Below are 26,482 nucleotides of genomic sequence, written 5' to 3' on the forward strand. Positions count from 1 at the left end.
ACGTCCTCTGCACTAAGGTTTTACCTGCTCACGAGGAAATGTATCTGGCTCTGGCATATCATTCAATTGATCATTTTGAGGATGAACGCCGGCTTCCCCGTCACCTTCCTGCTTTTTATTTCTCTTATCTACAACTGAGGTAATTGTTTTCTTTTTCTTCGGTTGCTTGTCCTTATCAACAATACCGACTTTTGCATTTTCATTTTTAGTAGCCATAATCGTATTCATTTAGTTTATTGTAATGATATAACGTGGTGCTATGTCAAAAGTTTGTATTTCAATTACCGTAACAAATACCTGAAATTAACGACAGTATACCTGATCAATGCTTCAAAAATATACTTTAAACGTGCATCACGTATCCTTCTACTTATCCTAAAGTATTCTTAAACAAACTTTTAGTCTTTCAGAATTGTTCTTTTGGTGATGACATCATAAATACTTATAGCTTTAAATCAAATCACTATGGATGAGACTTATGCATATGTACATGAATTGCTGAATCGCCAGATGGCACTTCGAGCAAAAATTGAAGATAGCCCCATTGCAGGTGATATTCAATTTGAGTATGGACATGATTATTATCAGGAAGAAACGAGGTGCATGGGATTGCGCATGATCAGAGATGGATTGGATAAAGAAGGCGAAAAATTAATCTTAGATTTTACAACTGAACACTACCCTGGCAATGAAGAAAACGAAAAGAAATGGATTGGTAAGATGATGCGGTACCTTAACGCAATTACTCCAACACTTATTGACAATTTACTTGCAGAGGGTTATACTGCTTTACAGAGTAATGTAGAACTTCCAAATGAGAATGCCATCTTCTATCCTATCTACGATTTAAATACGGACACAAAACGCCTCTTATTTATGGATAGTAATATTTTAATCGATCTGAAGCAGGCAGATGCATATGAAAATTTGCAGGGTTGGGTCTATTATACTTCTACATAATGGAGAATTTACAAAATCAGATAGTTCCTCAACCCAAGTAAATCTATTGATTCACATGAACATAAGTTCATTTTTAATTGTTATTCTATTAAAAAGATGAAGAATATTATTCCAACCCAGAAAGAAGGCAATAAACTTGACTGTTTTGAAACAGTTGAGTTTACAAGCACTGAAATTGCCAGCGAGGCTTTTATTATAGCATCCTACAACCTATTGGCGGTCAATGAATGGCACAAAATTGCAGAACTTCCTGCGGCGGTATTTAAGCTTGTTGACAACAATGGTCTCGAATTGCATCGTCCACTTCAGTTACACGATTACATCAAAATTGATATTCCAGGACCTGGATTACCCCGAACAAAAGGTTATGACTGGGTTAACGTTGTGCATATGGAATCTAAGGAAATGGCCGAATTTAAAATCCTATCAGTCAGTCTAAAGCCATGTCCAGATCCTACTGATCCTGAAAATAAAGAAACAGCACATTTTTTTGAGGGAATAGCGACTTCGACTTTGATTGTTGAGCAAAGAAATAACAGTTTATTGTTTCAGTATGCTGGACGAAATGAGGTTTTAAATACCGAAAATACGCATATCATCGATAATGTCCGAAACTTTATGGTAGGACTTGGTGCGGTTTTGGGGGCATCTTATCCGCAATGGAAGGCCCTTATTAAAGGTTTTGCTAATGATGTTAAAGAAGTGTAATTTACAAATCAGATGCTTTGATTTACAAATATTCAAAATACTTCTGCTTCTTTCCTTTTTAAGGATCAAACGTTAATCAGGCATATTAAAGACTGCATAATCATTAAAATAAACCCTCGTTATGAATAAAAATGCTGTGATCTTCATTTCTAAAAATCACAGCATCAGTTTTTTTATGATACTGCGGTACTGTTCTTACTATAGTTTTCAATTACAGATAGGATATCCAACAGATCACTAATAACCTGATCCGGATTGGCAGTAGCCAATTGTACAGCGGTATGTGCTCCTGTGGTGATACCTATGCTCAATCCACAGCCTGCATTTTGTCCTTCTTGAATGTCAATCGTTGAATCGCCAATTTTTGCAACTGTTGAAGCATCGGTAATACCCATCTTCGCCATTGCTAATTGAATCATATCTGGTTCTGGTCGATTATGTTCAACATCCGAAGCAGTAATGAGAAGATCAATGTCTTTACCTACTTCCCAATTCAGTTTTTTCAATAATGATTCTGCTGTCAATCGATCATATCCAGTATTAAGTACTCTTAAAATACCCATATCTTTTAACTTTATGAAAAGTACTGCCGCATTAGTACATGGATAAATGGTTTCCACTTCATAAGCACTTTTAAGCTGCACAAGAAACAATTGAAAAATCTCTGTTGCCAATTGATCATTTTCTAAATCTAAACTATTTTTCAAGATAGTTTTTATAGCTTCCAACTTTTCTTTACCTGCACCATGCTCTAAAACTTCTTCTAAACTAAGATCAAAACCACCAACGCTATTGATTGCATTTCTAAGTGTTTTATAAACGATGTTATCTTCATTAACAGTTGTTCCCGCCATATCAAATACGACCATCTTAATTTTACTTTCCATATCTTTCTATTGTGTTATTATGCTATTATTTATTTTAATCAATCTATATAGGCTGTATGAGGCCTTTATGCCTATTTCGGCTACATTTAAAACTCAATCATAATTAATTTCCACCTTTGTCCTCAAAGCATGTCCGTATTCCTTATTCTCAGTATTTACAGGCGCTATCCTGTCAAGAGGATGTAAAACAAACCTTTTAGAAAAGGTTCTAATCTAAAAACAAGTCGATTATAGCCTTTAATTTCCTTCCATACAGTTATGTATGAACTTATATGAGCCCTGTTACACAACAATCTTCCCTCGCATACAATCTCACGTTTCTATATGTTTAACAAAACTAAACTTTGTTCATTAAAACTAAACAAAATTTATGTTAAATTTTTATTAATTATTTTTAAACACGATCATGAGTAGCTAAAAGTTTCGAAAACGGTGTGTTTAGATCCTTAAGGAATTGCTGAATAGACATCTTAATACTTTATAATGACTCATACAGCTAAATTTATTGTTAAATTTGTATAGGGAATAATTCTTTCAATTTCTATTACATAAATACGCTCAGAGACACTTTCGTTTTTTTGGAATGGTAGAATTATTTTTAAGGCAAACATAATTTTGTGCATGAAATTTTTATTTAAAATATTTTTTCTTCTTTTTATAATCTTCGGGATCTTCTTTGGTGAAAGCAAGGCCAATGATATTCAATATCTCGCTAGCCCTTGGGTACAGCAATTTACAAAATCTACTTACAAAGCCGGCAATCAAAACTGGGGCTTGAGTGTCGATCAGAATGGTCTGATTTACGCCGCTAATTCTGATGGTTTATTAGAGTATGATGGCGCATACTGGAATCTCTATCCTCACCCTAATAAAGGTATCGTCCGTGTTGCACAGGTACATCCAGATGGGAAAATCTATACGGGAGGCCAATCAGAATTTGGCTATTGGCTGAAAAACAATAATGGTCGTTTAACCTACCATTCCATAAGTAAGCGCTTACTTAAAGATCTTAATGATGAGATCTGGAAAATAATCATTCAAGACCATCGGATTATCTTCCAATCTTTCTCTACGATCTATATTTATGAAAATGACAAGATCAAAACTATTACTGAAGATGGAGAGCCTTTTCTATTTGCATTTCAAGCAAATAAGAGAATTTTCGTAGAAAAAATACCGAGTGGACTTCATGAACTAAAAAATAATAAGCTCATTCCTGTTTCGGGTAAAGAGCAGTTAAAGGGACATAACATTTTAAGTATTCTTCCTTTTGATGCAGCGTCATTCTTAATTGGAACAGCTAAAGGCGGATTATTTTTAATGAGCAAATCTGGAGAAATAACGCCCTGGAAAAATGACATCAATGAAGAATTAAAAAATGTACAGATCAACAATGGGATCAAGCTACTCAACCATTATTACGTATTCGGAACGATCTTAAACGGTATCTACATTCTTGATGAAAATGGATCTTTTGTTCAGCATATTAATAAAAGTGTTGGTTTGCAAAACAATACTGTTCTTAGTCTAACAGTAGATAAACAGTCAAATATATGGTCTGGTCTGGACAATGGTATTGACCGCATTGCGATTAATGCTGATCTCTACTATTATTCGGATAACTCAGGAAAACTTGGCACCATCTATTCTGCAAAAATTTACCAAGGATATCTTTATTTAGGGACTAATCAAGGTCTATTTTATACTTCATGGAATCCGAACAAAAAATATCAACCTATAGACTTTAAGATGATCCATGGCTCTCAGGGCCAAGTATGGAATCTAGAGGTAATCAATAACGTATTGGTATGTGGACATAATACAGGTACCTTTCAAATTCAAGGTACAGCGATGTCCTTATTATCACCAAAAACAGGTGGTTGGGTTATCAAACTGCTTTCCCCTCATGCACCATATGTATTACAGGGAAATTATACAGGTGTGTCCCTATTTAAAAGTTTACCTAATGCATTAACTTATCAGACGCAATATCCTAATTTCAGATCTGGCGTACAATTGTTAGAAACACAAAGTAAAAATTCGGTTTGGGCGGCAGGTTATAATGAACTGAATCTACTTAAATTTTCAGATGATTATAGTGTTATTAAACAGATTAAACCCTATGCCCAAAAAAATGGTTTACCCAAATCGGGTTATTTAGGTGTTTACAAATTGGCCGCCATCAATGTTTTTACGACAGATAGTGGACTATATGTTTATGACGAGCTTATTGATAAATTCACGCCCTATCATCAATTAAACAATAAATTGGGCACATTCTCCAAAGCAAATAAGATCATACCAGCAGGAAATAATAGCTATTGGTTTATTAATAAAACCAGAATTGCTTTAGTCGATTTATTACAAGGAGGGCAAATTCGGGTTGATTCCATCAAATTAGCTTCTCTAGAAGATAATATGATGAAATATTATGAAAATATCTCGGCTCTCAATCCTAATCAATACCTGATCAGTATCGATAATGGCTTCTCTTTGCTCAATTTGGGAAGGGATAATTTTAAACCCACTGATGTGCCGGCTCCCCTCATCAGGAATATCAGATCTCTTTTCTCAACGGACAGTATAGATTTTAATAATGATAAAGAAATAGTTGAGATAAAATACAAAAACAACAGTATACAAGTATCTTATGCGCTACCTTATTACACTGAAACTGCTGTTCAATATCAATTTAAATTAACAAACACGCAGGAGGAATGGTCTGATTGGTCTAAATTACCCTACAAAGAGTTTACGAATCTGGCAGTTGGTCAGTATATATTTACAATTCGTGCAAAACTGCCAAACGGTTTTATCACTAAGGAAACAAAAGTTGAAATCGAAATCCTACCTCCATGGTATAGAACCTGGTATGCTTATTTAGGGTATTTAATATTACTGGTTTTAGCAATAAAAGAAGTCCGTAAATGGTACAACAAAAAGCTAATTAAACATGAGAAACAGGTAAAAAAGGCTTATTTGCTTAAACAAGAGGAACTTTTAAAGCAGGAAGCAATCCGAGCACAGCAACACTTGATCGAAATTAAAAATAAGCAACTGGAACAGGAATTATATAATAAGAATAGAGAACTGACTAATGCTACGATGAATATTGTGCAAAAGAATGAATTATTAAATGCACTGAATCACGAATTATTACAGTTGAAGGACGAAAATGGAAATAAACTGCAACCTGAGCAATTACAAAAAGTGGCCAAGATCCTTAAAAATGCTTATGAAGATAATATGGACTGGCATCTGTTTGAGCAGAGTTTTAATGAAACTCATGAGAATTTCTTTAAAAAGTTAAAGCATCAATTTCCCGAATTAATGCCCAATGATTTAAAACTCTGTGCCTATCTGAGGTTGAACATGAGCAGTAAAGAAATTGCCAGCTTATTAAATATAACGACACGTGGTGTCGAGATTAGACGTTACCGATTACGTAAAAAATTGAATATAACAACTGAACAGAATTTAACTGATTTTTTAATGAATATTAGTTAGAAAAATGCCCTTAATCGTGGAACCCTATCTACGACATGAGATCATTTTGTTATTAAAACACACTAAAACACTACATCATTACCTCTCACGCGCTATAGTGTGCTTTAAACACTTAGTATTAAATAAAGTAATATATCACTTACTTTAATAATCTGACTATCAGCAAAGTTATTTCTTTAAATTGAATTTTTACGTTTATCTCAAATGGTGATGTATTAATGTATAAGTGTTAAATTATACATTTCGCATACTACATCACATCTTTGCTGTATCAAAATTTAATGAAAGGGTTAAATTTTGTTAACAAACATTCAGATTAATTGGAATTGATAAATTAAAATAACACAAAAGTCACACCTATGAGGAAGTTATTTACATTACTATTACTCCCAGCATTTTGCCAATTCAATGTGTCAGTTTATGCACAGAGTGGAAAAGTGATCACTGGAAAAATTACAGCTAAATCTTCAAACGCTGTACTTTCAGGAGTAACCATTGCGGTTAAAGGAACTAGCGTTGCTACGCAATCTGACGCGAATGGAGAATTTAAAATTACAGCAGACCCCAATCAGGTTTTAATTTTCCGCTATATCGGTTATGATGGAAAAGAAGTTGTAATTGGTCAACAGAACAATGTACAAGTCAATCTAGAAGAACAAAATACGGCTTTAGATGAAATCGTGGTTATTGGTTATGGTACAGCTAAGAAAGTCGATCTAACTGGTTCTATAGGCCGTGTTACTTCAAGTGACATTGTAAAACAACCGGCATTGAATGCTGTTCAATCTGTACAGGGCAAGATATCTGGTGTTAACATCATTGCTAATGAAGCTCCGGGCTCTGCTCCTACAGTGATTATCCGTGGTCTAGGAACAGCTTCTGGTGGTCGTGAACCTTTATATATTGTCGACGGTTTCCCTGTTGATAACATTACCAATATCAACTCCGCGGATATTGTGTCGATTGACATCTTAAAAGATGCTTCTTCAGCTTCAATCTACGGTTTAAGAGCTGCCAATGGTGTAATACTAGTAACGACTAAAAAAGGGAAAGCAGGACGTGCTCAAATTACATATGATGGGTACGTTGGTGCTAAAGGAATTCTCAACCGTGTTAAAATGGCTGATGCCAATGAGTATGTCACTCATTTTAATGAAAACTTAAAAGGTATTGGTACAAAAACAGGATTTTTAGCTTCAGATCAAAAAAACAATACCGATTGGTACGACGAACTTTTACAGACTGGTATAGTGACCAATAACGTCGTTAGCTTATCTGGAGGTTCAGATGCAGTAGATTATTTCTTTAGTTATAACAATTTTACAGAAAAAGGAATTACAGAAGGATCTCAATATGTCCGCAACACAATCCGTAATAATAATACCTACAAATTCTTTGATAATAAATTAAAACTAAGCCAGACTTTAAATATTTCTTTTGCAAACGACCGTACTAAGCCATTAAGTGCTTTTGATGCTGCCTACCGTCAGTCACCCTTAGTTCCTGTTATGTATGAAAACGGACGCTACGGTAGACCTATTTACAATAAAACAACTGGTGAAGCAACCTATATCGTTGGAGCAGGTCAAGTTGGCGGAAAGTTAAACGACACCGGTAACCCTGTGTATGAAAACAAAATGCAGCAGCAGTATAATAAAAACTTGAGCATTCAAGGTGGACTTCAAGCGGAATATCAAATCACCAGCGATTTGAAATTCACTTCTCGCTTAGGAGTTACTAAATACTTTTCGCAAAACAGAGGCTTTAATGATATAAGAGACCGTTATCTCAATGTAGATCCTCTAAATACAGTTGCGGAATTCGAGCGTTTGAAGGCACAAAACCCGACTTCTTTGACTTATGCGAACAACAGTTTAAATATCGCTAAAACAGAGACTTTCCGATGGACATGGGAAAATTTTGTCTCCTATCAAAAAAGCTTCGGAAAGCATAATATAGACGCTACTTTAGGTAATTCAAGAGAGAAATTTGGAATTGGAAATATGTCTGACCTAACAGGTTATGACGTGCCTAATCAATCACAATACTGGAATATTGATCTAGCATCATCAACGTATACGAAGCAAATCAAACAAACCTATTATACACCAACCGCATTGGTATCTTATTTTGCCCGTGCACAGTATAATTACGACTCGAAATACTATTTAACTGCAACCGTACGTCGCGATGGTTCAAGTAAATTTAAAGCATCAGGCGAATACTTTGATATCTTTCCTTCTTTTGGAGCGGGGTGGACCGTATCCAACGAGAGCTTTATGCAAGGATCAGGCATCGACTTCTTAAAATTAAGAGCGAACTGGGGCCGATTAGGTAATCAAAACGTGCCTTTGAACGTTTCGCAAATATTATCATCTCCAGGATCCGATAACTACAATTATGTTTTTGGGCCCGGTCAGGATTTAGTATTTGGAGCAGCATACGGAAGTCCGGCACGAAATCTGGGTTGGGAAGTAACTGAAGAATCGGGATTAGGACTTGATTTTACTTTATTGAATAACCGTTTAAGTGGTAACGTTGATTATTACAACAAGTCTAATACGAATGTTATTTTAGAGGTAAAACCTTTACTAAATTCACCATTTTCTCAAAAATATTTTGATCATGGCGGAAAAGTGTCTAACCAGGGAGTTGAGATTGGTTTAAACTGGACGGATCAAATTAATGAAAACTTATCCTACAGTATCGGCGGTAACTATTCTTACAACAAAAACACATTGAAAGAGGTAAAACCAGCATATGACGGAGCTATAGGTGGAAGCTTAAATAATGGACAAATCACAAAACAATTAAAAGAAGGGCAACCTATTTATGCTTGGTACATGTATGAAGCAGTTGGAGTGTGGCAAACAGAAGCTGAAATTGCTAATGGCGTAGCAACAACTGGAGCAAAACCTGGGTATTTAAAATACAAAGATCAGAATGAAGATGGTGTTATCGATGAAAATGATAAAATCTTTCATGGTTCATACCTTCCTTCATCTACATTTGGTTTAAACCTAAGTGTCAACTATAAAAAATGGGATTTTACAGCTCAAGGTTATGGCGTTGCAGGAAATAAAATCTACAATGGTCTAAAAGGTACTCGTGTTGATGGTGGAGAAAACATTACAAAAGAAACTTTTGACAACCGTTGGACTGGAGCAGGAACCTCTAATACACATCCTGGGGCAGCGCACGACGCTTTAGCTTCCAGTTACTATTTAGAGTCAGGAGCATATTTTAGAATCAATAATTTAACATTAGGTTATACCATTCCGAAATTATACAACTCAACTTCTAAAATTAGAATGTACGTAACAGCTCAGAACCCTTTTATTTTCACAAAATATACAGGCTTCTCTCCTGAAATTACAGGTACAGGTTCTGGTGTTCCTTCGGAAACTGCGGGAATTGAGCTTTCGGCTTATCCAACGACACGTAATTTTATTTTCGGAGTAAATGTTTCATTCTAACTTTTAAAAATTAAAAATCATGAAATTTAACAAATTACATATAGCCTTAATTTTAACAGCAGGTTTGAGCATGTCAGCCTGTAAAGATTCATCATTTTTAGATGTACCTTCTCAAGAAATTGTTGAAGAAGGTGACAAAGATCAGGTTTACACTCCTGAATCTTATGTCAATGCGGTTTATGGTATGTTTACCGACTGGAATTACTCCTTTTCTTATGTTGCGATTACGGATATGCTTTCTGATAATGCAGATAAGGGATCTTCTCCAACCGATCCAGGGGGTGATAAACAAGAAATTGACAATTTAATGTATACAAGCTCTTCAGGATCTTTTGGAGCATTATGGTCACACTGGTACAAATCTATCGGACGCGCTACGCAATCTATCGAATTGACCGAGTCCACAGAAATTGCAGATGCTGCTTATAAAAATAGATTAATTGGTGAGGCTAAGTTTTTACGCGCCTTAAATTATTTCTATCTAGTCCGTGGCTGGGGCGATGTCCCTATTCAGTCGCAAGACCTAATAATCCGTGCACCTAAAGCAGAAGTTTATGCTTACATCATTAAAGATTTAAAAGATGCAATCGAAGCATTGCCTTTAAAATCTGCTTATGCCTCTAAAGACCTTGGCCGTGCTACAAAGGGTGCTGCTCAGGCTTTATTATCAAAAGTATATTTATACAATCAAAATTGGAATGAGGCCTATACGTTAGCGAAAGAAGTGATTAACTCCGGTCAATATGGTTTGGAATCGAAGTATGAAGTTCTTTGGCGCGCAAGTTCTGAGAATGGTACCGAGTCCATCTTTGAATTCCAGGCGCGTGGCGAAGCAATTGCACATGGTGTTCAACAATATTCTGAAGTGCAGGGTGCACGCGGAGTTACCGGCTGGGGCTGGGGTTTCAATACACCATCTGAGAATTTGTTAAACGCATTTAATACGGAAAAAGATAATATCCGTCGCGACGCGACCATTATCTTCCGTGGAGAAACTTTGTGGGATGGCCGTGTTGTTGGAACAGGAGTTGAAAATCCAATGTACAATGAGAAAGCATACTCATCGGCAAATGCAGGTGCGGCTGATGGGGATAAAAATGTACGCTATTTACGTTTAGGCGAGGTATATTTGATCTTAGCAGAAGCAGCTAATGAAATGGGCAACACCGGAGAAGCGACAGCTGCTCTTAATACCATTCGTACTCGGGTTAAATTGCCTAATACCACAGCGATCAATCAAGCGGACTTACGCAAAGCAATCTGGAAGGAACGCCGTCTAGAATTAGCTTTTGAGCACGATCGTTGGTTTGATCTAGTTCGTACGAAACAAGCCCCTGAAGCTATGAAAGCGGATGGAAAAACATTCACTGACAAAAACTATTTGTTCCCAATTCCATATGAACAATTAACACAAACACCAGATATGGTGCAAAATCCTGGTTTTTAAGCCAACATCTTAATAAAACATCGAAACTGGGACTTATTAGCACTAAGTCCCAGTTCTTTAATATCCATCGCTCTACTTACTCTACTATGAAATTAAAATTTAATCCCAAGCTTATCTTAGGCTTAATCTTAATTGGTACAAGCATTACTGCGTGTAAAACACCTCAGACCTTGCAAAAGACCACTATTTCTGATGATTCTTTAATGACTTTGGTACAGAAGCAAACTTTCAACTATTTCTGGGAAGGTGCTGAACCTAATTCGGGAATGGCAAGAGAAAGGATCCATATCGATGGTCAATATCCGTTGAATGATTTTAATGTTGTCACTGTCGGCGGATCCGGATTTGGTATAATGGCTACAATCGTAGCTGCCGAACGTGGTTTTATCTCTGCTGAAGAAGCGACTAAAAGGTTTGATCGCATTGTCGATTTTCTTGCAAAAGCCGATCGTTACCATGGCGCATGGTCACACTGGATCGATGGTCCTACTGGAAAATCAAAGGTTTTCGGAAATCAGGATGATGCTGCCGATATCGTAGAAACAGCTTTTATGGCCCAGGCCTTAATCTGTCTACGTGAGTACTACCAAAATGGAAATGATCAACAAAAACAAGTCGCTCAAAAAGCAGACGCACTTTGGAAAGGTATTGATTGGAATTTCTTTCGCAATGGCAAAGATGTCCTATACTGGCACTGGAGTCCAACACATGGTTGGGGTATGAATCATGCGATACAGGGTTATGATGAATGCTTGATCAGCTATGTGCTGGGTGCGAGCTCTCCGACACATCCAATCCCTGCCTCCACTTACCATAAAGGTTGGGCAAGAAGTGGTGCAATCGTATCCAGTGCTGAGAAGTTTGGAATTCCACTGGTGCTAAAACACAATGCACCCGAAAATGCTGTCGGTCCACTATTCTGGTCTCATTACTCCTATTTAGGTTTAAATCCAAAGGGCTTACAAGATGAATATGCTGATTACTGGAAAGTGAACGTTAATCACACTAAAATTAACATTGAATACGCTAAGCAAAATCCTCATCAATTTAAAGGATATGGCGAAAACTCATGGGGATTGACCGCGAGCTATTCTGTAAAGGGATACGATGCTCACCATCCTGATAATGATAAAGGTGTTATTTCTCCTACAGCAGCGCTATCATCCATTCCATATGCTCCTAAAGAGAGTTTGCAAGCGATGCGCTATTTTTATGAACAAAAAGGTGCAGAGCTTTTTGGTAAATATGGATTTTATGATGCTTTTTCAGAAACAGAAAACTGGTATCCACAGCGTTATCTAGCAATTGACCAGGGACCTATTGTTGTCATGATTGAAAATTACAGAACTGGATTGATCTGGAATTTATTTATGCAGGCTCCCGAAGTTAAAGCAGGATTGAAGAACTTAGGTTTTAAAGGTCCGAATCTATAAGCATTTTATTCACATACAAATAACTACTAGAACATGAAACAATGGACTTCCCTATTAGTCGCTGTTGCATTAGTTCCGACTCTGGCATTCACACAGCCCGCGCACAAACAAGATCCCAAAATGGATAAGTTTGTTTCAGAACTGATGAAAAAAATGACAGTTGACGAAAAAATTGGTCAGCTGAATCTAGTTACTGCAGGCGAGGTGACCACAGGTGCCACTGCCAGTACTGGAGTTGAAGCAAAAATTGCTGCTGGTCAAATTGGCGGAATCTTTTCTATGACTACACCTAAAAAAATTCGTGCTGCTCAAGAACTTGCTGTCAACAAAACAAGACTTAAAATACCGATGATCTTCGGTCTAGATGTCATCCATGGTTATAAAACTACTTTTCCAATTCCATTAGGTCTTTCAGCTACGTGGGATATCCCTCTAATCGAAAAAACTGCACGTATCGCAGCACAAGAGGCTACTGCAGATGGAATCAACTGGACCTTCTCTCCTATGGTCGATATCTCTCGTGATGCCCGTTGGGGAAGAATTTCGGAAGGTTCCGGAGAAGACCCTTACTTAGGCTCACAGATTGCAAGAGCGATGGTTAAAGGTTATCAGGGCAATGACTTAAAAGCAATCAATACCATGATGGCCTGTGTGAAGCACTGGGCTTTGTATGGTGCAGCGGAGTCTGGAAAAGATTACAACACCACAGATATGAGTCTGCACCGCATGTACAATGAATACTTCCCTCCTTACAAAGCGGCTGTAGAAGCTGGTGCAGGTACAGTTATGACATCTTTCAATGATATCAATGGTATCCCGGCAACAGCTAATAAGTGGTTAGTAACTGATGTTCTTCGCAAGGAATGGGGATTCAACGGTATGGTGGTTACAGATTATACCGGTATTGCAGAGCTGATGGATCATGGTTTAGGAGATTTACAACAAGTATCTGCACTTTCGTTAAAAGCAGGCGTGGATATGGATATGATTTCTGAAGGTTTTTTAAATACCTTAAAAAAATCTTTAAAAGAAGGGAAAGTCTCTCAACCTGATATAGACCGCGCATGCCGTTTAGTATTAGAGGCTAAATATAAATTAGGTTTATTTGAGGATCCATACCGTTACTGTAATGAAGATCGTGCTAAAACCGAGTTACTGACGCCTGCAAATCTTAAAGTTGCCCGTGATGCGGCTACTAAATCATTTGTCTTGTTAAAGAATGACAAGCAGCTTCTTCCTTTACAGAAAAAAGGTACAGTTGCCGTAATAGGTCCATTAGCGAATACACGTGCGAACATGGTGGGCACATGGTCAGTAAGCTCTGACTTAGTGAATACTCCTTCTTTGGTTGAGGGTATGCAGTCGGTATTGGGCAACCAAGTGAAGATCGTTACACATTTAGGTTCAAATTTACTTGAAGACCCTGTTTATCAAGAACATGCTACCATGTTTGGACGTACGATCCCTAGAGATAATAGACCTGAGTCGGATATTATTGCTGAAGCGTTACAAACTGCTGCTCAAGCAGATGTGATTGTAGCAGCATTAGGTGAATCTTCGGAGATGTCCGGTGAAAGTTCTAGCCGTACAGAGATTGGTATTCCGGCTATTCAACAACGTCTTTTAGCAGCGCTATTAAAAACAGGAAAACCTGTTGTTTTAGTTTTGTTTGCAGGAAGACCGATGACTTTAACTTGGGAAGATGAACATGTTCCTGCTATCTTAAATGCATGGTTTGGTGGATCTGAAACTGGAGCTGCTGTAGCTGAGGTATTATTTGGAGATGTTAACCCTTCAGGTAAATTAACGGCAACTTTCCCTAGAAATGTTGGTCAGTTACCTATTTATTATGGTCATAAAAGCACCGGAAGACCATTAGCAGAAGGTGGTTCTTTCCAAAAATTTAGATCTAACTACATTGATGTGATCAATAGCCCGCTTTATCCATTTGGATATGGTTTGAGTTATACAACATTTGATTATTCAGATCTGAAATTGGATAAGTCTTCTTTTAAAGCTGGACAATCTATCCAAGCATCGGTGACGTTGCGTAATACGGGTAAATATGACGGTGAAGAGGTTGTTCAACTTTATATTAAAGATCTGGTTGGTTCAATTACACGTCCTGTTAAAGAATTAAAAGGTTTTCAAAAAGTATTCTTAAAAGCTGGAGAATCTAAAGTCGTAACTTTTACTGTTTCGGAAGAAGATTTAAAATTCTATAATAACGATCTCAAGTTTGTCGCTGAACCGGGAGATTTCACCTTATTTATCGGTAAAAATTCGCAGGATCTTTTAGCTACTAAATTTGAATTAAAATAATATCATTTCCCCTTATATTAGAGGAGTTATCTTTAACCGGATAGCTCCTTTTTTATTTTATTAAGCCATCATCGATGTCTAATGGTAATATCCGTATAGGTTAGTAAATGATCTGCTATTTCGAACGTTTTGCTCTTTGCTCCTACGTATTGTTGTCAGATTTTTGAAATAAAACCTTTTCCCATTTGATATTACGACTCGGCTGCCAATGTTCAATCGTTTCAGTATATCCAGATTTATAGATCTCTTTCTTCGAGATGAGTTTTCCTTTACGAAGATCTGCAAAATCAATATCAGTAACCACATTTAAATATTCGTTTAACTTCTCCGGTAAATCATAAAAATTTTGACAATCATTATAAAGAGTAAACTTTCTCATCTTTACATTCACCGGAAATAGTCTATTTAACCACCATTGCTTCTTATTTTTAATAAATTCAGGGAAATCGTTCAGATAAAAGGTATAATAAGCATGATCATCGCCGGGATAATCGAAATAGACGATCTTATCAATAATACACCAATTAATGCTATAGGTGCCGTCAAGTATCGACTTATGAATCCAAATTCCTTGTTCTGAATAAGTGATCACATTGCGTTGTGTTTCACTAGATCGTTGTTGTTTTTCAGTTAAGCGGAAACCAAATATAAAACCATACATACAGATCGCTGGCAAAAGTACAAACAGGATAATGGTAATCCATCCATAGAACGGTACATTATCTGGATATTTCACTGCGAAAAATAATAGCAAGAGTCCTAGAAGCAGAAAAATACCTAATGGTATGACAAATATCAGTTTTGGATTTTTATTAATGATTTTTTTCATAATATAGGATACTAATCACGTATGATTGCAGGTGATCAAATTAGTGATTTATTAGAAACAGCTGCTATCTTTCCCAATAAAGATAACTATTCTTGATACTAAGTTTCAAATCATAAACTTAAGCATACAGATGCAAGAATTAAACCCCAAGCGTACTTTTAAAAGCATATAGTTTCGATCTGATTTTGAATAATCGTGAAAGATTAAAATAAGGCGCTAAAAAAAGAAAAGGCGAAAGATAAATCTTTCGCCTTTTGGGTAAATGATGGGGCTCGAACCCACGACCCTCGGTACCACAAACCGATGCTCTAACCAACTGAGCTACATCTACCGTGTTTGTGCTACAAAAGTAGAATTTTATTTGATATACTCCAAATGTTTTTAAGCAAAAAATCCTCATTACAACGTATCGTAATGAGGATTAAGGTATTATTTTTTAATCTTTATTAGATCATCTCAACACTGCGTTTCACAAATGATGTTAATGCAGCACCTGTTAACAAACCGCGAGATAATAATGCTAAGTCAAACGCTTGTTTTGCCAATTGTGCACCTTCTTCTTCAGTACTTGATAAAATGCGTTTCACCAGTGGATGGTTACCATTTACGGTTACCTTATAGTTGTCAGGTAAGTTACCGTAAAAGTTCATTCCGCCATTGGTTTTGGCCATATCTTTCATACGACGCATAAACTCATCGATCGTTACTGATACAGGTAATTCTTCTGCAGATAAAGCGTCCACTTCAACTTTCATGTCAGGACGGCTGATTGCTTTTTCAAAGATTGATAAGGCTTGTTTAGACTCCTCTTCGGAAATTGACAATTCTTGCTTCTCATCTTTTTGAATCAGCTTATCGATGACATCGGCATCTACACGTTTCAACTGTACCTTGTCACCTCCTTTTTGTTCCAAATAAGAAGTGATATGCGTATCCAGAGGTCCGTCTAAAACCAATACATCATAGCCTTTTGTTTTTGCTGTAGCAATAAAGCTATCTTGTTGAGCGGAATCATGGGTATATAAATAAATGATATTTCCATCTTTATCAACTTGAATATCTTTTACTTTTTCGTAATACTCTTTAATTGTGTAGTTCTCTTTATTTGTATTGGTCAATAAACAGAATTCATTTGCTTTTTCAGCAAATTTCTCATCGCTCAACATACCATATTTGATAAATAAACCGATATCATTCCATTTTTCTTCAAAACCTTTACGATCTGTTTTAAAGATTTCCTGCAACTTATCAGCTACTTTTTTAGTGATATAGTTGTTGATCTTTTTCACGTTACTATCTGCTTGTAAGAAGCTTCTTGAAACGTTTAATGGGATATCCGGTGAGTCAATTACACCATGTAACAACATTAAAAATTCAGGAACAATATCTTTTACTTCGTCGGTAATGAATACTTGACGTGAGTATAATTTAATTTTATTACGTTGAATTTCTAATTCATTTTTAATTTTCGGGAAGTATAAAATTCCGGTTAAATTAAATGGATAATCCACATTTAAATGGATCCAGAATAATGGTTCGTCCATTGAATATGGATACAACTCTTTATAGAAAGCCAAATAGTCTGCATCTGTCAGTTCAGATGGAGCTTTCGTCCAAGCTGGGCTTGTGTTGTTGATGATGTTATCAACTTCAACAGATTTATATTTTGGTTTTCCTTCTTCATCTTCGCCATCTGGTTCAGAAGTTGTTTTCGTTCCGAAACGGATATTTACAGGAAGGAAACGCGCATATTTGTCCAAGATCTCCTGTAAACGCGATTGGCTTAGGAATTCTGAAGACTCTTCATTAATGTGTAAAATGATATCAGTACCACGTGTCTTACGTGTACCTGCAGAAATTTCATACGAAGTACTACCATCACATGTCCAGTGCGCAGCCTCTGCCCCATCTTGGTAAGATAACGTTTCGATTTCAACGTTATCAGCAACCATGAATGCGGAATAAAAACCTAATCCAAATCGACCGATGATTTCATTTGCATCATTTGCTTCTTTGAATTTTTCCATAAATTCAGTTGCACCTGAGAAGGCAACTTGATTGATGTATTTTTTAATCTCGTCAGCTGTCATACCGATACCATTATCCGAAATGGTAATCGTTTTCGCAGCTTCATCAAGTTTGACATCAACTAATAAATCACCTACTTCACCCTGGTATTGACCTAATGAAGCTAAGCGTTTTATTTTTTGAGAAGCATCGACCGCGTTTGAAACTAACTCGCGTAAGAAGATCTCATTATCAGAGTATAAGAATTTTTTAATGACAGGAAAAATGTTTTCCGTGTGGATTGAAATAGATCCTTTTTCTGTGTTCATATATATTTTATATTTAATTGCTAATTGATTTCACAGTTAAACATCAATCCATATTCCAAACAGTCAATTTGAGACAAGATGTCATCTTTTAAGTTAAAATGACAATACCGGAGTCGTATATTTCTGGATTTAATCCTTATTTGTTATTGTAGTCAACAATTCATTTGCATTTTTATCAAATGCTATTGAAATTACTGCATTTGTACAGTTCCAAATAACAGGATTTGCTTCCAATTGATTCAAATCGGTATATTGATCAATTTTCCTAAATTTTATAAGCGAAGGTTCGCCATAAAGGAGTATCATTTCTTGCAAAAAACGATTGTATTTAGAGATTATCTGGTCTTTTCCATCATTTGAAAATTTATACATGAGTGCAAATTCATCAACCTTTTTCTCGTCAGATGCACGAATTCCAAAAAAATTGGATGTTAGTTCTTTGAATTTATAATTGGGAACAAAAACAGTATGACCTTGATCATGAACGGAAAATTTATTCTGATTTACGAATCCAATGATTTCATCTTTTTTCCACGATAAGGGCATATCAAATATCGCCTTAATAGATTTATTAATCAACGGTGCTTCAGGAGTATCCATTAAATTTAAGCGTATCGGAAGTGTGTAGGCTACTCTGACCGGTTTACCTTTTTGATAACCAGGTTTCCAATTGCCATACTCTTTAATGAGCCGTATTCCTTCTTCCCCTGTACCAAACCCCAAATCTTTTTCAACTTTCATGTCGACTATTGATCCGTCTTTTTCAACCACAAATGAGATCTCCACCAAACCTGAAATTTGATTATCGATCATCTCCTTAGAATAGTGAAAATTATCTCCAATATAGCGCATAAATTCATCCATGCCTTTAGGTGGTAAAGGATGCTGATCGACAACATCGGCATCACTCTTCTTTTTATTTAAAGAAATCGGGCTACATGAACTGATCATGCTCAATGCGATTATAATCAAAAAAATAAACTTGATCATAAACTTACTGATGTGTTATGGCATATAAAGCAAAAGTTCCTAACCAATGCGAACCCATATAGTCATCATTGCTGATATTTGGCAGCGAGTAAGTGAGGTGGTTATTGGCCTGTTGATGTAAATGATTTAGTTCCGGTAATTTTGTCGCGATACCATTAAGACAAGTTGCACGGCTAAAATTCAATCCATCTAAATGAACAAGCTTGCCATCCGTACGGTCTTTAACAATACCCGGCTCTAACTTAAAGTCTTTCACAAATAAATCGGGCATAAAGTCTGTTAACCATTTTTTATATTCGTCATCATTTAAAACTTTTGTCATCAATAATGCCTCTTCTAAGCAAGGAGAAAGAAAGTCGCTACCACTTGGTTCAAAGGCCAGAGAGCAGGATTTATCGTTTATAAAAAGGCGCTTTGCATGTTGTGTAATTAAATTTTGAAAAGCTGTATCTTGCGTCACCTTCGCATAATCCATTGATAATGTAAATCCAAAAGCGGTGTTATCATGCTGTCCCGAACGAATTGGGTAAACGAGTTTAGGCAAGTACCCTTCGTAACGTTTTACGAGCAGATCTGCCAAAGGTTGCAATGCTGTGGCCCACTGTTTCCCTTCTGCATCATTCCAAGTCAATAATTCAGCCTGTAACTGCAAGAGCCACGCCCATCCATAGGTGCGTTCGAAGCTTGTGTTATTACTGTCTAGAAAGAAAGCAATTTCCTGATCAACATTCGTTTTAGTTATTTTATCGTTCAAGATCAGTCGCGCCTGCTTACTTTCACTAAGATTAGGAAATGTTTTCAATATTTTAACGATGGACCAATAACCATGAACGGATGAATGCCAATCAAAACAGCCATAAAAAATGGGATGTAATTGTTTTGGTGATTTTAGATCCTTAGCAGATCCGATGACCTGCCCCAGTTTATTTGGATACTCCTGTTCAAGGCAATGTAACGGCAGTGCCAATATCCTTTTTGCCTCAGTAGAATCCAGTACGATCTGTTGATTTTTTCCTTCTGCGCTATTTTCTGTTTCTGTTTGTTGAGAAGTTGTTCCTTGATTTTTGTTGTTATTGTTGCATGACAATAAAACAGTACAAGTAAAAATGGTAACTAATATTTTGAACATGTGCGGTACATTAATTGATTTTTAAAAGTAACAAAAAAAAGCCAAAATGAATGATTTTTGGCTTTTTTAAACGTTTCAAAATAGATTTTACATCTTAGCATCCATTAACTTCTCTGCTTTTCCTTTAGGTGCACCGGTTTTCATTTTAATGACAAAAGCTCTATCCGACTGGAAACTTTTTGGCAATAACACGTCATAATAGGTATTTTTATCGAGATCGATACCAAGATCTGAATGACGCACCTCTAACATTTGTCCATTGGCTAATAACGTGGCAGACACAGGAACCTCTGTCGCTGCCTTGGGCACAGATATCCGGACAATATTATTGACGGGCCTATTGAAAACTGTGAGGTATAAGTTATCTGCTTTTTTAGTGAAGTACCCTAGTTTAGAATTCGTCATCCCAGCATGTTTGGCTCCATAGATTGCTTCACCATTTATTTTCATCCATTCACCAAGCTCTTTTGCTATTTTATCTTCCTCAGGATGCATATTTCCTTGGCCATCTGGACCGAAATTTAAAACAAAATTACCACTTAGGGATGCTGAATAAGTCAGCATATCGATGATATCGTCTGTGGTTTTGGTATAAATACCCGACCAATCTTTCATATATCCCCAACCGTTTGGTGGAATCGTCATCACACAATCCCAATCGCGCCCCTCTAACCAAGTGATATCTCCCGGCAATTTACGTTCCCAGCCTTGTTCATAATCGCCTAACATCTGACCATTAGAATCAAAATGACGTTTCCCAAATTCATCATTTCGAAAACGGGAGCCAATGATAAGACCAGGGTGTTTTTCCCGAAGTTCTTTTTCAAGATTGTAAGTAAAATCATAAGACTTTATCCAAGACTGATCCCAAGTGCCATCAAACCAAAATCCTTTCATCTGTGGATAATTTGTCATCAACTCCAGTAATTGATTTCTAGTATATTTCAAGAATTTATCAAACTTTTTCTTCTCCTCTTCCGTTTTAGGTTCTTTACCCATGTAATCAGGATTGTCCCATTCCAATACAGAGAAATAAAGGTACACATCGATACCTACTGCCGTGTAGGCATCTACAACCTCTTTCACAATATCTTTTTTATAGGGTGTCTTACTGATATTATAAGGCGAATATTTGGTTGGCCACATCGCGAAACCATCATGATGCTTTGTCGTAAAAATCACGTACTTCGCTCCCATGTCTTTTGCCTGCTTTGCCCAACGCTTTGCATCAAAATCTTTGGGATTAAATTGTTTGTAAAGGTTGTCGTATGTATTCACCCAATCTTTAGGGGCTGATGGTCCTCTCCATGAACGGATCCATTCGGATGCTGCCGCACCACCACGTGCACTCACTCCTTCCCATTCATTCCCTGGAATTGCATATAGCCCCCAATGTATAAATTGACCTAATCCATAATTACGGAATGCAACCATTGCCTCATCTGTCCGATTGGCAGGTGACAACGGTCCATACTTAATTTCTTTGATTTCTGTTGATTTAATTTTTGGCCCGGTCCATTGTGCCTGTAGGGAATTGGCTCCAGCTAACAATGCCACAGCAAGCATAGATCTGCTTAATAAGTTATTCATATTTAATTGGTTATTCAGGATTATCAATATAAACGCGTTGTGTCTTTTTTATCACCACCGGTTCAGGATGTGCATTTGTAAATGGATCGTAGTAGTACAAATTTGCTTCACGATACAAATTCAAATGTTTTTTCAATGATTCTGAAAATTGCAGGTAATTTTTATTTGAACTTTTCGTCCAACCGACCTCCGCCAGAGCGGCCAATCGTGGAAAAGTTAAATAGTCTAATCTATTGGTATTGATAACGGTTTCCGTCCATAAATTTCCCTGAATACCTAGAATCTGATTTTTATTGGTCGTCAACGAGGCATAATTATCTGGAGAAAAATTATAAACATTTTCTAAAGGATTGTACAGTTTTCCCCATTTTCGCCCATATTTATGCGATTCTTCCTGTACAAAATCAAAATAAAGTGGTAATCTTGGTGTCAGTATTGTTTTATAGCCAGCCTTTAATATTGCTTTTAACTGCTCAGGTTTATCATGACGCCACCACATGAGTATAGTTTTCTCTTTAGACAAATCGGCATCTACCATTTCATCCCATGCTAGTAAAGTGGCATCCATTGTTTTTAACGAATCTGCGATGCGACGCATAAAGTAATTTTCGACCGCTTTGTTATCTTTTAAATCATGCTTCTGCTTCAAATCGTGCACTTTAGTATCTGAATTCCATGCTTCACTGCCAAATGATACTTCATCGCCCCCTAAATGTATTACCGACGATGGAAACAACGCTTTCGTTTCGCGCAACACCTGAGTTAAAAAAGAATACGTTATATCTTTAGCCGGATGAAAAGTAAAATCTGGATGTTTATCATTTCCACCACCACTTAATTGCGGATAAGCTCGATTTGCCGCTGTGGCATGGCCAGGCATATCGATTTCAGGAATGACTTCGATGTTCCTTTCTTGTGCATAAGCTACAATCTCTGTAATATCTGCCTGCGTATAATAGGCCGCGGGAGCATATGGATCAGTCTGGGAGCCAATACCACCGACCAATGTTAATAGAGGATATTTTTGGATTTCTAATCGCCAAGCGGGCTCATCAGTCAAGTGCCAGTGGAACTTATTGAGTTTATAAAATGCCATCCAATCTAAAATGGATTTCACCTTCTCCTTTCCAAAAAAGTGACGTGATTCATCTAACATAAAACCTCGCCACGGATATGCTGGTTTATCTTTGATTTCAAAAGCAGGAATAGTGATTCCAGACGCAGATTTATTTCCAAAGCTAAATGCTTGCAAAAGCGAACTGACGGCATGGGTAGCTCCTGCAGGAGAGCTTGCATAAATAATTAGCGTACTGCTCGCTGTCTTAATTTCATATTCTTCACTTTCAAGATTTTGCTTACGAACAAATTGAATTGCTGAAACCTGTTTTTTATCATGATGGATAAGTCCTGTATAACCAAATTTTGATAAAAGCTGCTTTTGAAGATACCGACCAACCGTATCAAAAGCCTCATCTCCGATTTGTATCTTACTTACTGAAGGGAAGAAATACGCCCCTTCCGTCATCTGTATAAAATCTGGCTTCGGAATTAGCGATAGCTGTGCTTCCGTAACACTGGAGTTAATCGTCAACAAGAAGATAAATGCTGCTGCTTTGCCAAGTTTTTTTGTGATCATAAAATTTTATTAAACCTATCACGACTACGCCTTGATTGTCTCGAGATGTGGTCAGAAAGAACAACGTATTAATTCGATTTATAAAATCTAAATATATGCTTCTTGCTGATCATCTCAGGGAATATCTAGGATGCAAACGATTGTGTAAATGACGAAAACGTTAGCGTAATGAATTGCTTACAAAGTAGCATATCGCTCTATTAGCTGGGCAACCAGATAGGGAACTGCCTCCGATGCAGCACTTTCTATGGTACTTGCCCGTTTGGGTATCCGCGATGTGTTAATTTGTTTATCAACAACATATAAATCGCATGTAGGTGCTATTACATCAACTAATCCAGCAGCTGGATATACCGCTAAAGAGGTGCCGATAACAATCATTATGTCGGCCTCTCGTGCCATGTGAATGGCAATTTCCATATTTGGAACTGCCTCACCAAACCATACTATATTAGGTCTTAATTGCGAACCTTTTTCACATAAGTCACCCATTTTGATCTCATAACCGTCAATTGGATAGATTAACTTTTTATCTTTTGATGAGCAAGCTTGATCTAATCTTCCATGCAAATGAAGTACATGATCAGAACCTGCCCGTTCATGTAGTGTATCCACATTTTGCGTCACAATCTGTACATCAAATGATTTGCCTAAAACAACTAAAGCTTGGTGCGCAGCATTTGGTTTAGCCTGCATAGCGACTTGTCGCCGCATGTTATAAAAATCTTGAACGAGTTTGGGATTACGGTACCAGCCATCAATACTAGCAACGTCATCTACATCATGGCCCTCCCACAATCCATCCGCATCTCTAAATGTCTTAATACCACTTTCTGCTGAGATACCAGCTCCGGTAAATACAATGATTTTCTTCTTCATATCTTCATTATCTACTACCAAGTTAAGACCGAATCTTGGAAATTTGTGGGCAATTGCAATTTAATTGAGTCTTTACTGCTGATGACATTATTATTGGATGTTATAAATGCTCTTTCAAAACTCACAAAAATCTTATTCGGTATTTGCAATTCTAAGGGAGATTTGGCTTTAAAAACATAACGGTTGTTTTCCAAACTAAGATTTTTATAGATGCGATAAGCAACTACCTTAGCCTTTATTTTTTCAACTCCAGCGAGTTTCTTTATATCTGTTGTATTTTGAGCTTCGGTATCCTCATAGTACATAAAATGATCCGAATTGGCGAGATCTCTAATATCCAGGCGTTGCTCTAGCACTTCCCGGGCAAGTGAATCGGCACGTTGCTTTTGCATTTCATTTCCGTTTCCGTTATTACAGGAAAGTAGCAGTGACAAGGGTAACAGTGGTAATAAAAATTTCATAGTCATAAAAAAAGAGGCATTTTTAATTGCCTCTTTACAAATTTATAAATTACTTTCAATAGCTCCTACGTGCTCTCGATACAATTCAATTGGTTTATCTAATAAAACAGCAATTATTGTCATGTTTTTATCGATCCGTTCTTTGGGAACATCAATATACACAATACCTGGTGTCGAGCTCCAGTATAATTTATTGAATATATCATGTCCGATCATAGAACCTTCGCCTACTATGCGTATACGTGCTATGGTATTCTTAAGTCCCTTTAATGCAATAGGACCCGTTGGAGTCCCTTCAACGAAAAGATAAAGTGTCTGCTTATCTTTAGATAGTGCACTTAATCCCGCGTAGTGTCCATCAGCAATTCCAGCTTCAGCATCATGTAAGATTTCTGCATTTTTCGTTACCCACTCTTTAATTTCGGCGGCTGTAAATTTTAAGTTTTTGTCTAATATATCGCCGTCTGCACTGATCTTGTCTTTAAACAAATTGGATCCTATGGCTGTAGATTTACTAATTGTGGCAATTGCATGCGCTACTTGACTTTGGCCTGCAATTTCATAAGCAGTATAACTCACTTCTTTTCTTTCCAAATCAATAGCTGGCTTCTCATTAAAGGTAATAGCTACAACAGTTACAGCTGGATCGAAATTAGCTGTCGGTAGATTTAATTCTAACGTGTAATCATCATACTGATAATCTATTTTGTCTGAATTTCCAACAAATTTAATTGAAGTAGGTTTAGTTTTCAGACCTTGTAAAACTAATTTATCTTTTACGTTGTCCAAGTAGATATATAATGTTTTTCCATCTTTAGAAAAAGCATTTTTATCATTCCAAAACCGAGATTGCACTCCGGCTCGCGTACCATAAATAGCGTCCTTGTGTTTAGAAGTCCATCTTCCTAATTCTTTCAAGATCTGCACCTGTTCTGTAGGAATTGTCCCATCGGCTTTAGGGCCAATATCCAATAAAAGATTTCCGCCCATTGAAATACAATCTACCAAAGTGCGGACGATCATATTTGGTGTTTTATAATGATGGTCAAAATGCTGATATCCCCAAGAATCATTCATGGTATAGCAAAGCTCCCAGTAGCGTGCTTCAGGTTTTACAACCGGAATACCCTGCTCTGGAGTATCATAGTCACCATGTTGATTCAGTCTGGAATTGATGATGATATTAGGATTATACTTGCGCAATTGCGTCAATGTTTCTTTTGCACGCCATTCCTGATCATTGTGTTCCCAATCACCATCAAACCAAATTAGATCTGGTTTATATGCTTTAGACAATTCTGCTAACTGTCCCTGATAGTAATTCACAAACTTATTCCAACGATTGGCATCATCGCCTACGTTATAACGTTTTTTTATTCTCGTATTGACATCATAGTCAGGATGACTCCAATCTGGTAATGAGTAATACAATCCGGTTTTAAGACCTTTCTTCTGAAGCGCTGATACAAAAGGAGTCAGAACATCCTTTTTCGCTGCGGCATCTTTCGCTGTTGTAATTGCATTATTCGATTTGCTATCCCAAAGGGATACACCATCATGATGACGTGTTGTTATAACAGAATACTTCGCTCCCGATTCCTGAATCAATTTTGCCCATTCTTCCGGTTGATATTGGTTGGCTGTAAAACCACCCAACTGCTTCATGTAATTTTCATGACTGATATAGTTATTGAAAAAAGCCCAAGATTCAGAAATCCCCTTAACGGAATAAATTCCCCAATGGATAAAAATGCCTAATTTTGCATCTTCAAACCATTCCATTTTTTTGACTTCCTCATTCTTGTTTTTAGTTTCTTGTGCAAAAACGTTATAGCTAGAAAGCGCTAAAAACAACACTGCTAATATTGACTTCTTCCGAATCATAGTTACTT

18 protein-coding genes and 1 tRNA gene are annotated in these 26,482 nt (G+C 36.8%); 7 read left to right on the plus strand and 12 right to left on the minus strand.

Features of this window, described 5'->3' with window-relative positions:
- Positions 1-12: 12 nt before the first annotated feature.
- Positions 13-216, minus strand: coding sequence for a hypothetical protein (locus FHR29_RS07735; RefSeq protein WP_183913573.1), 204 nt, complete (start codon positions 214-216; stop codon positions 13-15).
- Positions 217-465: 249 nt separating this feature from the next.
- Between FHR29_RS07735 and FHR29_RS07740 the strand changes: the two genes are divergently transcribed.
- Both FHR29_RS07740 and FHR29_RS07745 read left to right on the plus strand, forming a co-directional pair.
- A complete protein-coding gene (locus FHR29_RS07740) occupies positions 466-960 on the plus strand; it encodes a hypothetical protein (protein WP_132767783.1) in 495 nt (164 codons plus the stop codon).
- Between the two features lie 96 nt (positions 961-1,056).
- The gene (locus FHR29_RS07745) at positions 1,057-1,668 is read left to right on the plus strand and encodes a hypothetical protein (RefSeq protein ID WP_021188397.1); all 612 of its coding nucleotides are present in this window, start codon (positions 1,057-1,059) and stop codon (positions 1,666-1,668) included.
- A gap of 173 nt (positions 1,669-1,841) precedes the next feature.
- On the opposite strand, the gene FHR29_RS07750 is transcribed toward FHR29_RS07745, so the two are convergent.
- The gene (locus tag FHR29_RS07750; protein WP_183913575.1) at positions 1,842-2,555 is read right to left on the minus strand and encodes an HAD family hydrolase; all 714 of its coding nucleotides are present in this window, start codon (positions 2,553-2,555) and stop codon (positions 1,842-1,844) included.
- Positions 2,556-3,176: 621 nt separating this feature from the next.
- Between FHR29_RS07750 and FHR29_RS07755 the strand changes: the two genes are divergently transcribed.
- The 5 genes from FHR29_RS07755 to bglX all read left to right on the plus strand — a co-directional run bounded on the left by FHR29_RS07755 (position 3,177) and on the right by bglX (position 14,740).
- On the plus strand, positions 3,177-6,062 hold the full coding sequence (locus FHR29_RS07755) for a transcriptional regulator (protein WP_183913577.1): 2,886 nt from the start codon (positions 3,177-3,179) through the stop codon (positions 6,060-6,062).
- Between the two features lie 359 nt (positions 6,063-6,421).
- Positions 6,422-9,538 (plus strand): TonB-dependent receptor, encoded by a 3,117-nt coding sequence (locus FHR29_RS07760; protein WP_183913579.1) that lies wholly within the window; start codon positions 6,422-6,424, stop codon positions 9,536-9,538.
- Positions 9,539-9,557: 19 nt separating this feature from the next.
- Positions 9,558-10,985: a RagB/SusD family nutrient uptake outer membrane protein gene (locus FHR29_RS07765; RefSeq protein WP_183913581.1), complete on the plus strand. Its 1,428-nt coding sequence runs from the start codon at positions 9,558-9,560 to the stop codon at positions 10,983-10,985.
- Positions 10,986-11,071: 86 nt separating this feature from the next.
- A complete protein-coding gene (locus FHR29_RS07770; protein WP_183913583.1) occupies positions 11,072-12,418 on the plus strand; it encodes a glucoamylase family protein in 1,347 nt (448 codons plus the stop codon).
- A gap of 33 nt (positions 12,419-12,451) precedes the next feature.
- Positions 12,452-14,740 (plus strand): beta-glucosidase BglX, encoded by a 2,289-nt coding sequence (gene bglX / locus FHR29_RS07775; RefSeq protein ID WP_183913585.1) that lies wholly within the window; start codon positions 12,452-12,454, stop codon positions 14,738-14,740.
- A 142-nt stretch (positions 14,741-14,882) separates the two neighbouring features.
- Here the strand turns inward: bglX and FHR29_RS07780 are convergent, their stop codons facing one another.
- The 10 genes from FHR29_RS07780 to FHR29_RS07825 all read right to left on the minus strand — a co-directional run bounded on the left by FHR29_RS07780 (position 14,883) and on the right by FHR29_RS07825 (position 26,474).
- Positions 14,883-15,569, minus strand: a complete 687-nt coding sequence (locus FHR29_RS07780) for a hypothetical protein (protein WP_183913587.1) — start codon at positions 15,567-15,569, stop codon at positions 14,883-14,885.
- Positions 15,570-15,826: 257 nt separating this feature from the next.
- A tRNA-His gene (locus FHR29_RS07785) sits at positions 15,827-15,900 on the minus strand.
- A gap of 115 nt (positions 15,901-16,015) precedes the next feature.
- Positions 16,016-17,905, minus strand: a complete 1,890-nt coding sequence (gene htpG / locus FHR29_RS07790; RefSeq protein ID WP_183913589.1) for a molecular chaperone HtpG — start codon at positions 17,903-17,905, stop codon at positions 16,016-16,018.
- Between the two features lie 129 nt (positions 17,906-18,034).
- Complete coding sequence (locus FHR29_RS07795) at positions 18,035-18,895, minus strand: energy transducer TonB (RefSeq protein WP_183913591.1); 861 nt, start codon at positions 18,893-18,895, stop codon at positions 18,035-18,037.
- Between the two features lie 4 nt (positions 18,896-18,899).
- Positions 18,900-20,024, minus strand: coding sequence for a DUF2891 domain-containing protein (locus tag FHR29_RS07800; protein WP_183913593.1), 1,125 nt, complete (start codon positions 20,022-20,024; stop codon positions 18,900-18,902).
- Positions 20,025-20,111: 87 nt separating this feature from the next.
- Positions 20,112-21,614, minus strand: coding sequence for an alpha-L-fucosidase (locus FHR29_RS07805; RefSeq protein ID WP_221197823.1), 1,503 nt, complete (start codon positions 21,612-21,614; stop codon positions 20,112-20,114).
- 10 nt (positions 21,615-21,624) lie between these two features.
- Positions 21,625-23,250 (minus strand): beta-N-acetylhexosaminidase, encoded by a 1,626-nt coding sequence (locus FHR29_RS07810; protein ID WP_183913595.1) that lies wholly within the window; start codon positions 23,248-23,250, stop codon positions 21,625-21,627.
- Between the two features lie 177 nt (positions 23,251-23,427).
- Positions 23,428-24,129: a Sir2 family NAD-dependent protein deacetylase gene (locus tag FHR29_RS07815; protein WP_183913597.1), complete on the minus strand. Its 702-nt coding sequence runs from the start codon at positions 24,127-24,129 to the stop codon at positions 23,428-23,430.
- A gap of 14 nt (positions 24,130-24,143) precedes the next feature.
- Positions 24,144-24,590, minus strand: coding sequence for a hypothetical protein (locus FHR29_RS07820; RefSeq protein ID WP_183913599.1), 447 nt, complete (start codon positions 24,588-24,590; stop codon positions 24,144-24,146).
- 42 nt (positions 24,591-24,632) lie between these two features.
- On the minus strand, positions 24,633-26,474 hold the full coding sequence (locus FHR29_RS07825) for an alpha-L-fucosidase (protein WP_183913602.1): 1,842 nt from the start codon (positions 26,472-26,474) through the stop codon (positions 24,633-24,635).
- Between the last annotated feature and the right edge of the window lie 8 nt (positions 26,475-26,482).

The organism is Sphingobacterium sp. JUb56 (genome assembly GCF_014191365.1).
GTDB lineage: Bacteria > Bacteroidota > Bacteroidia > Sphingobacteriales > Sphingobacteriaceae > Sphingobacterium > Sphingobacterium anhuiense.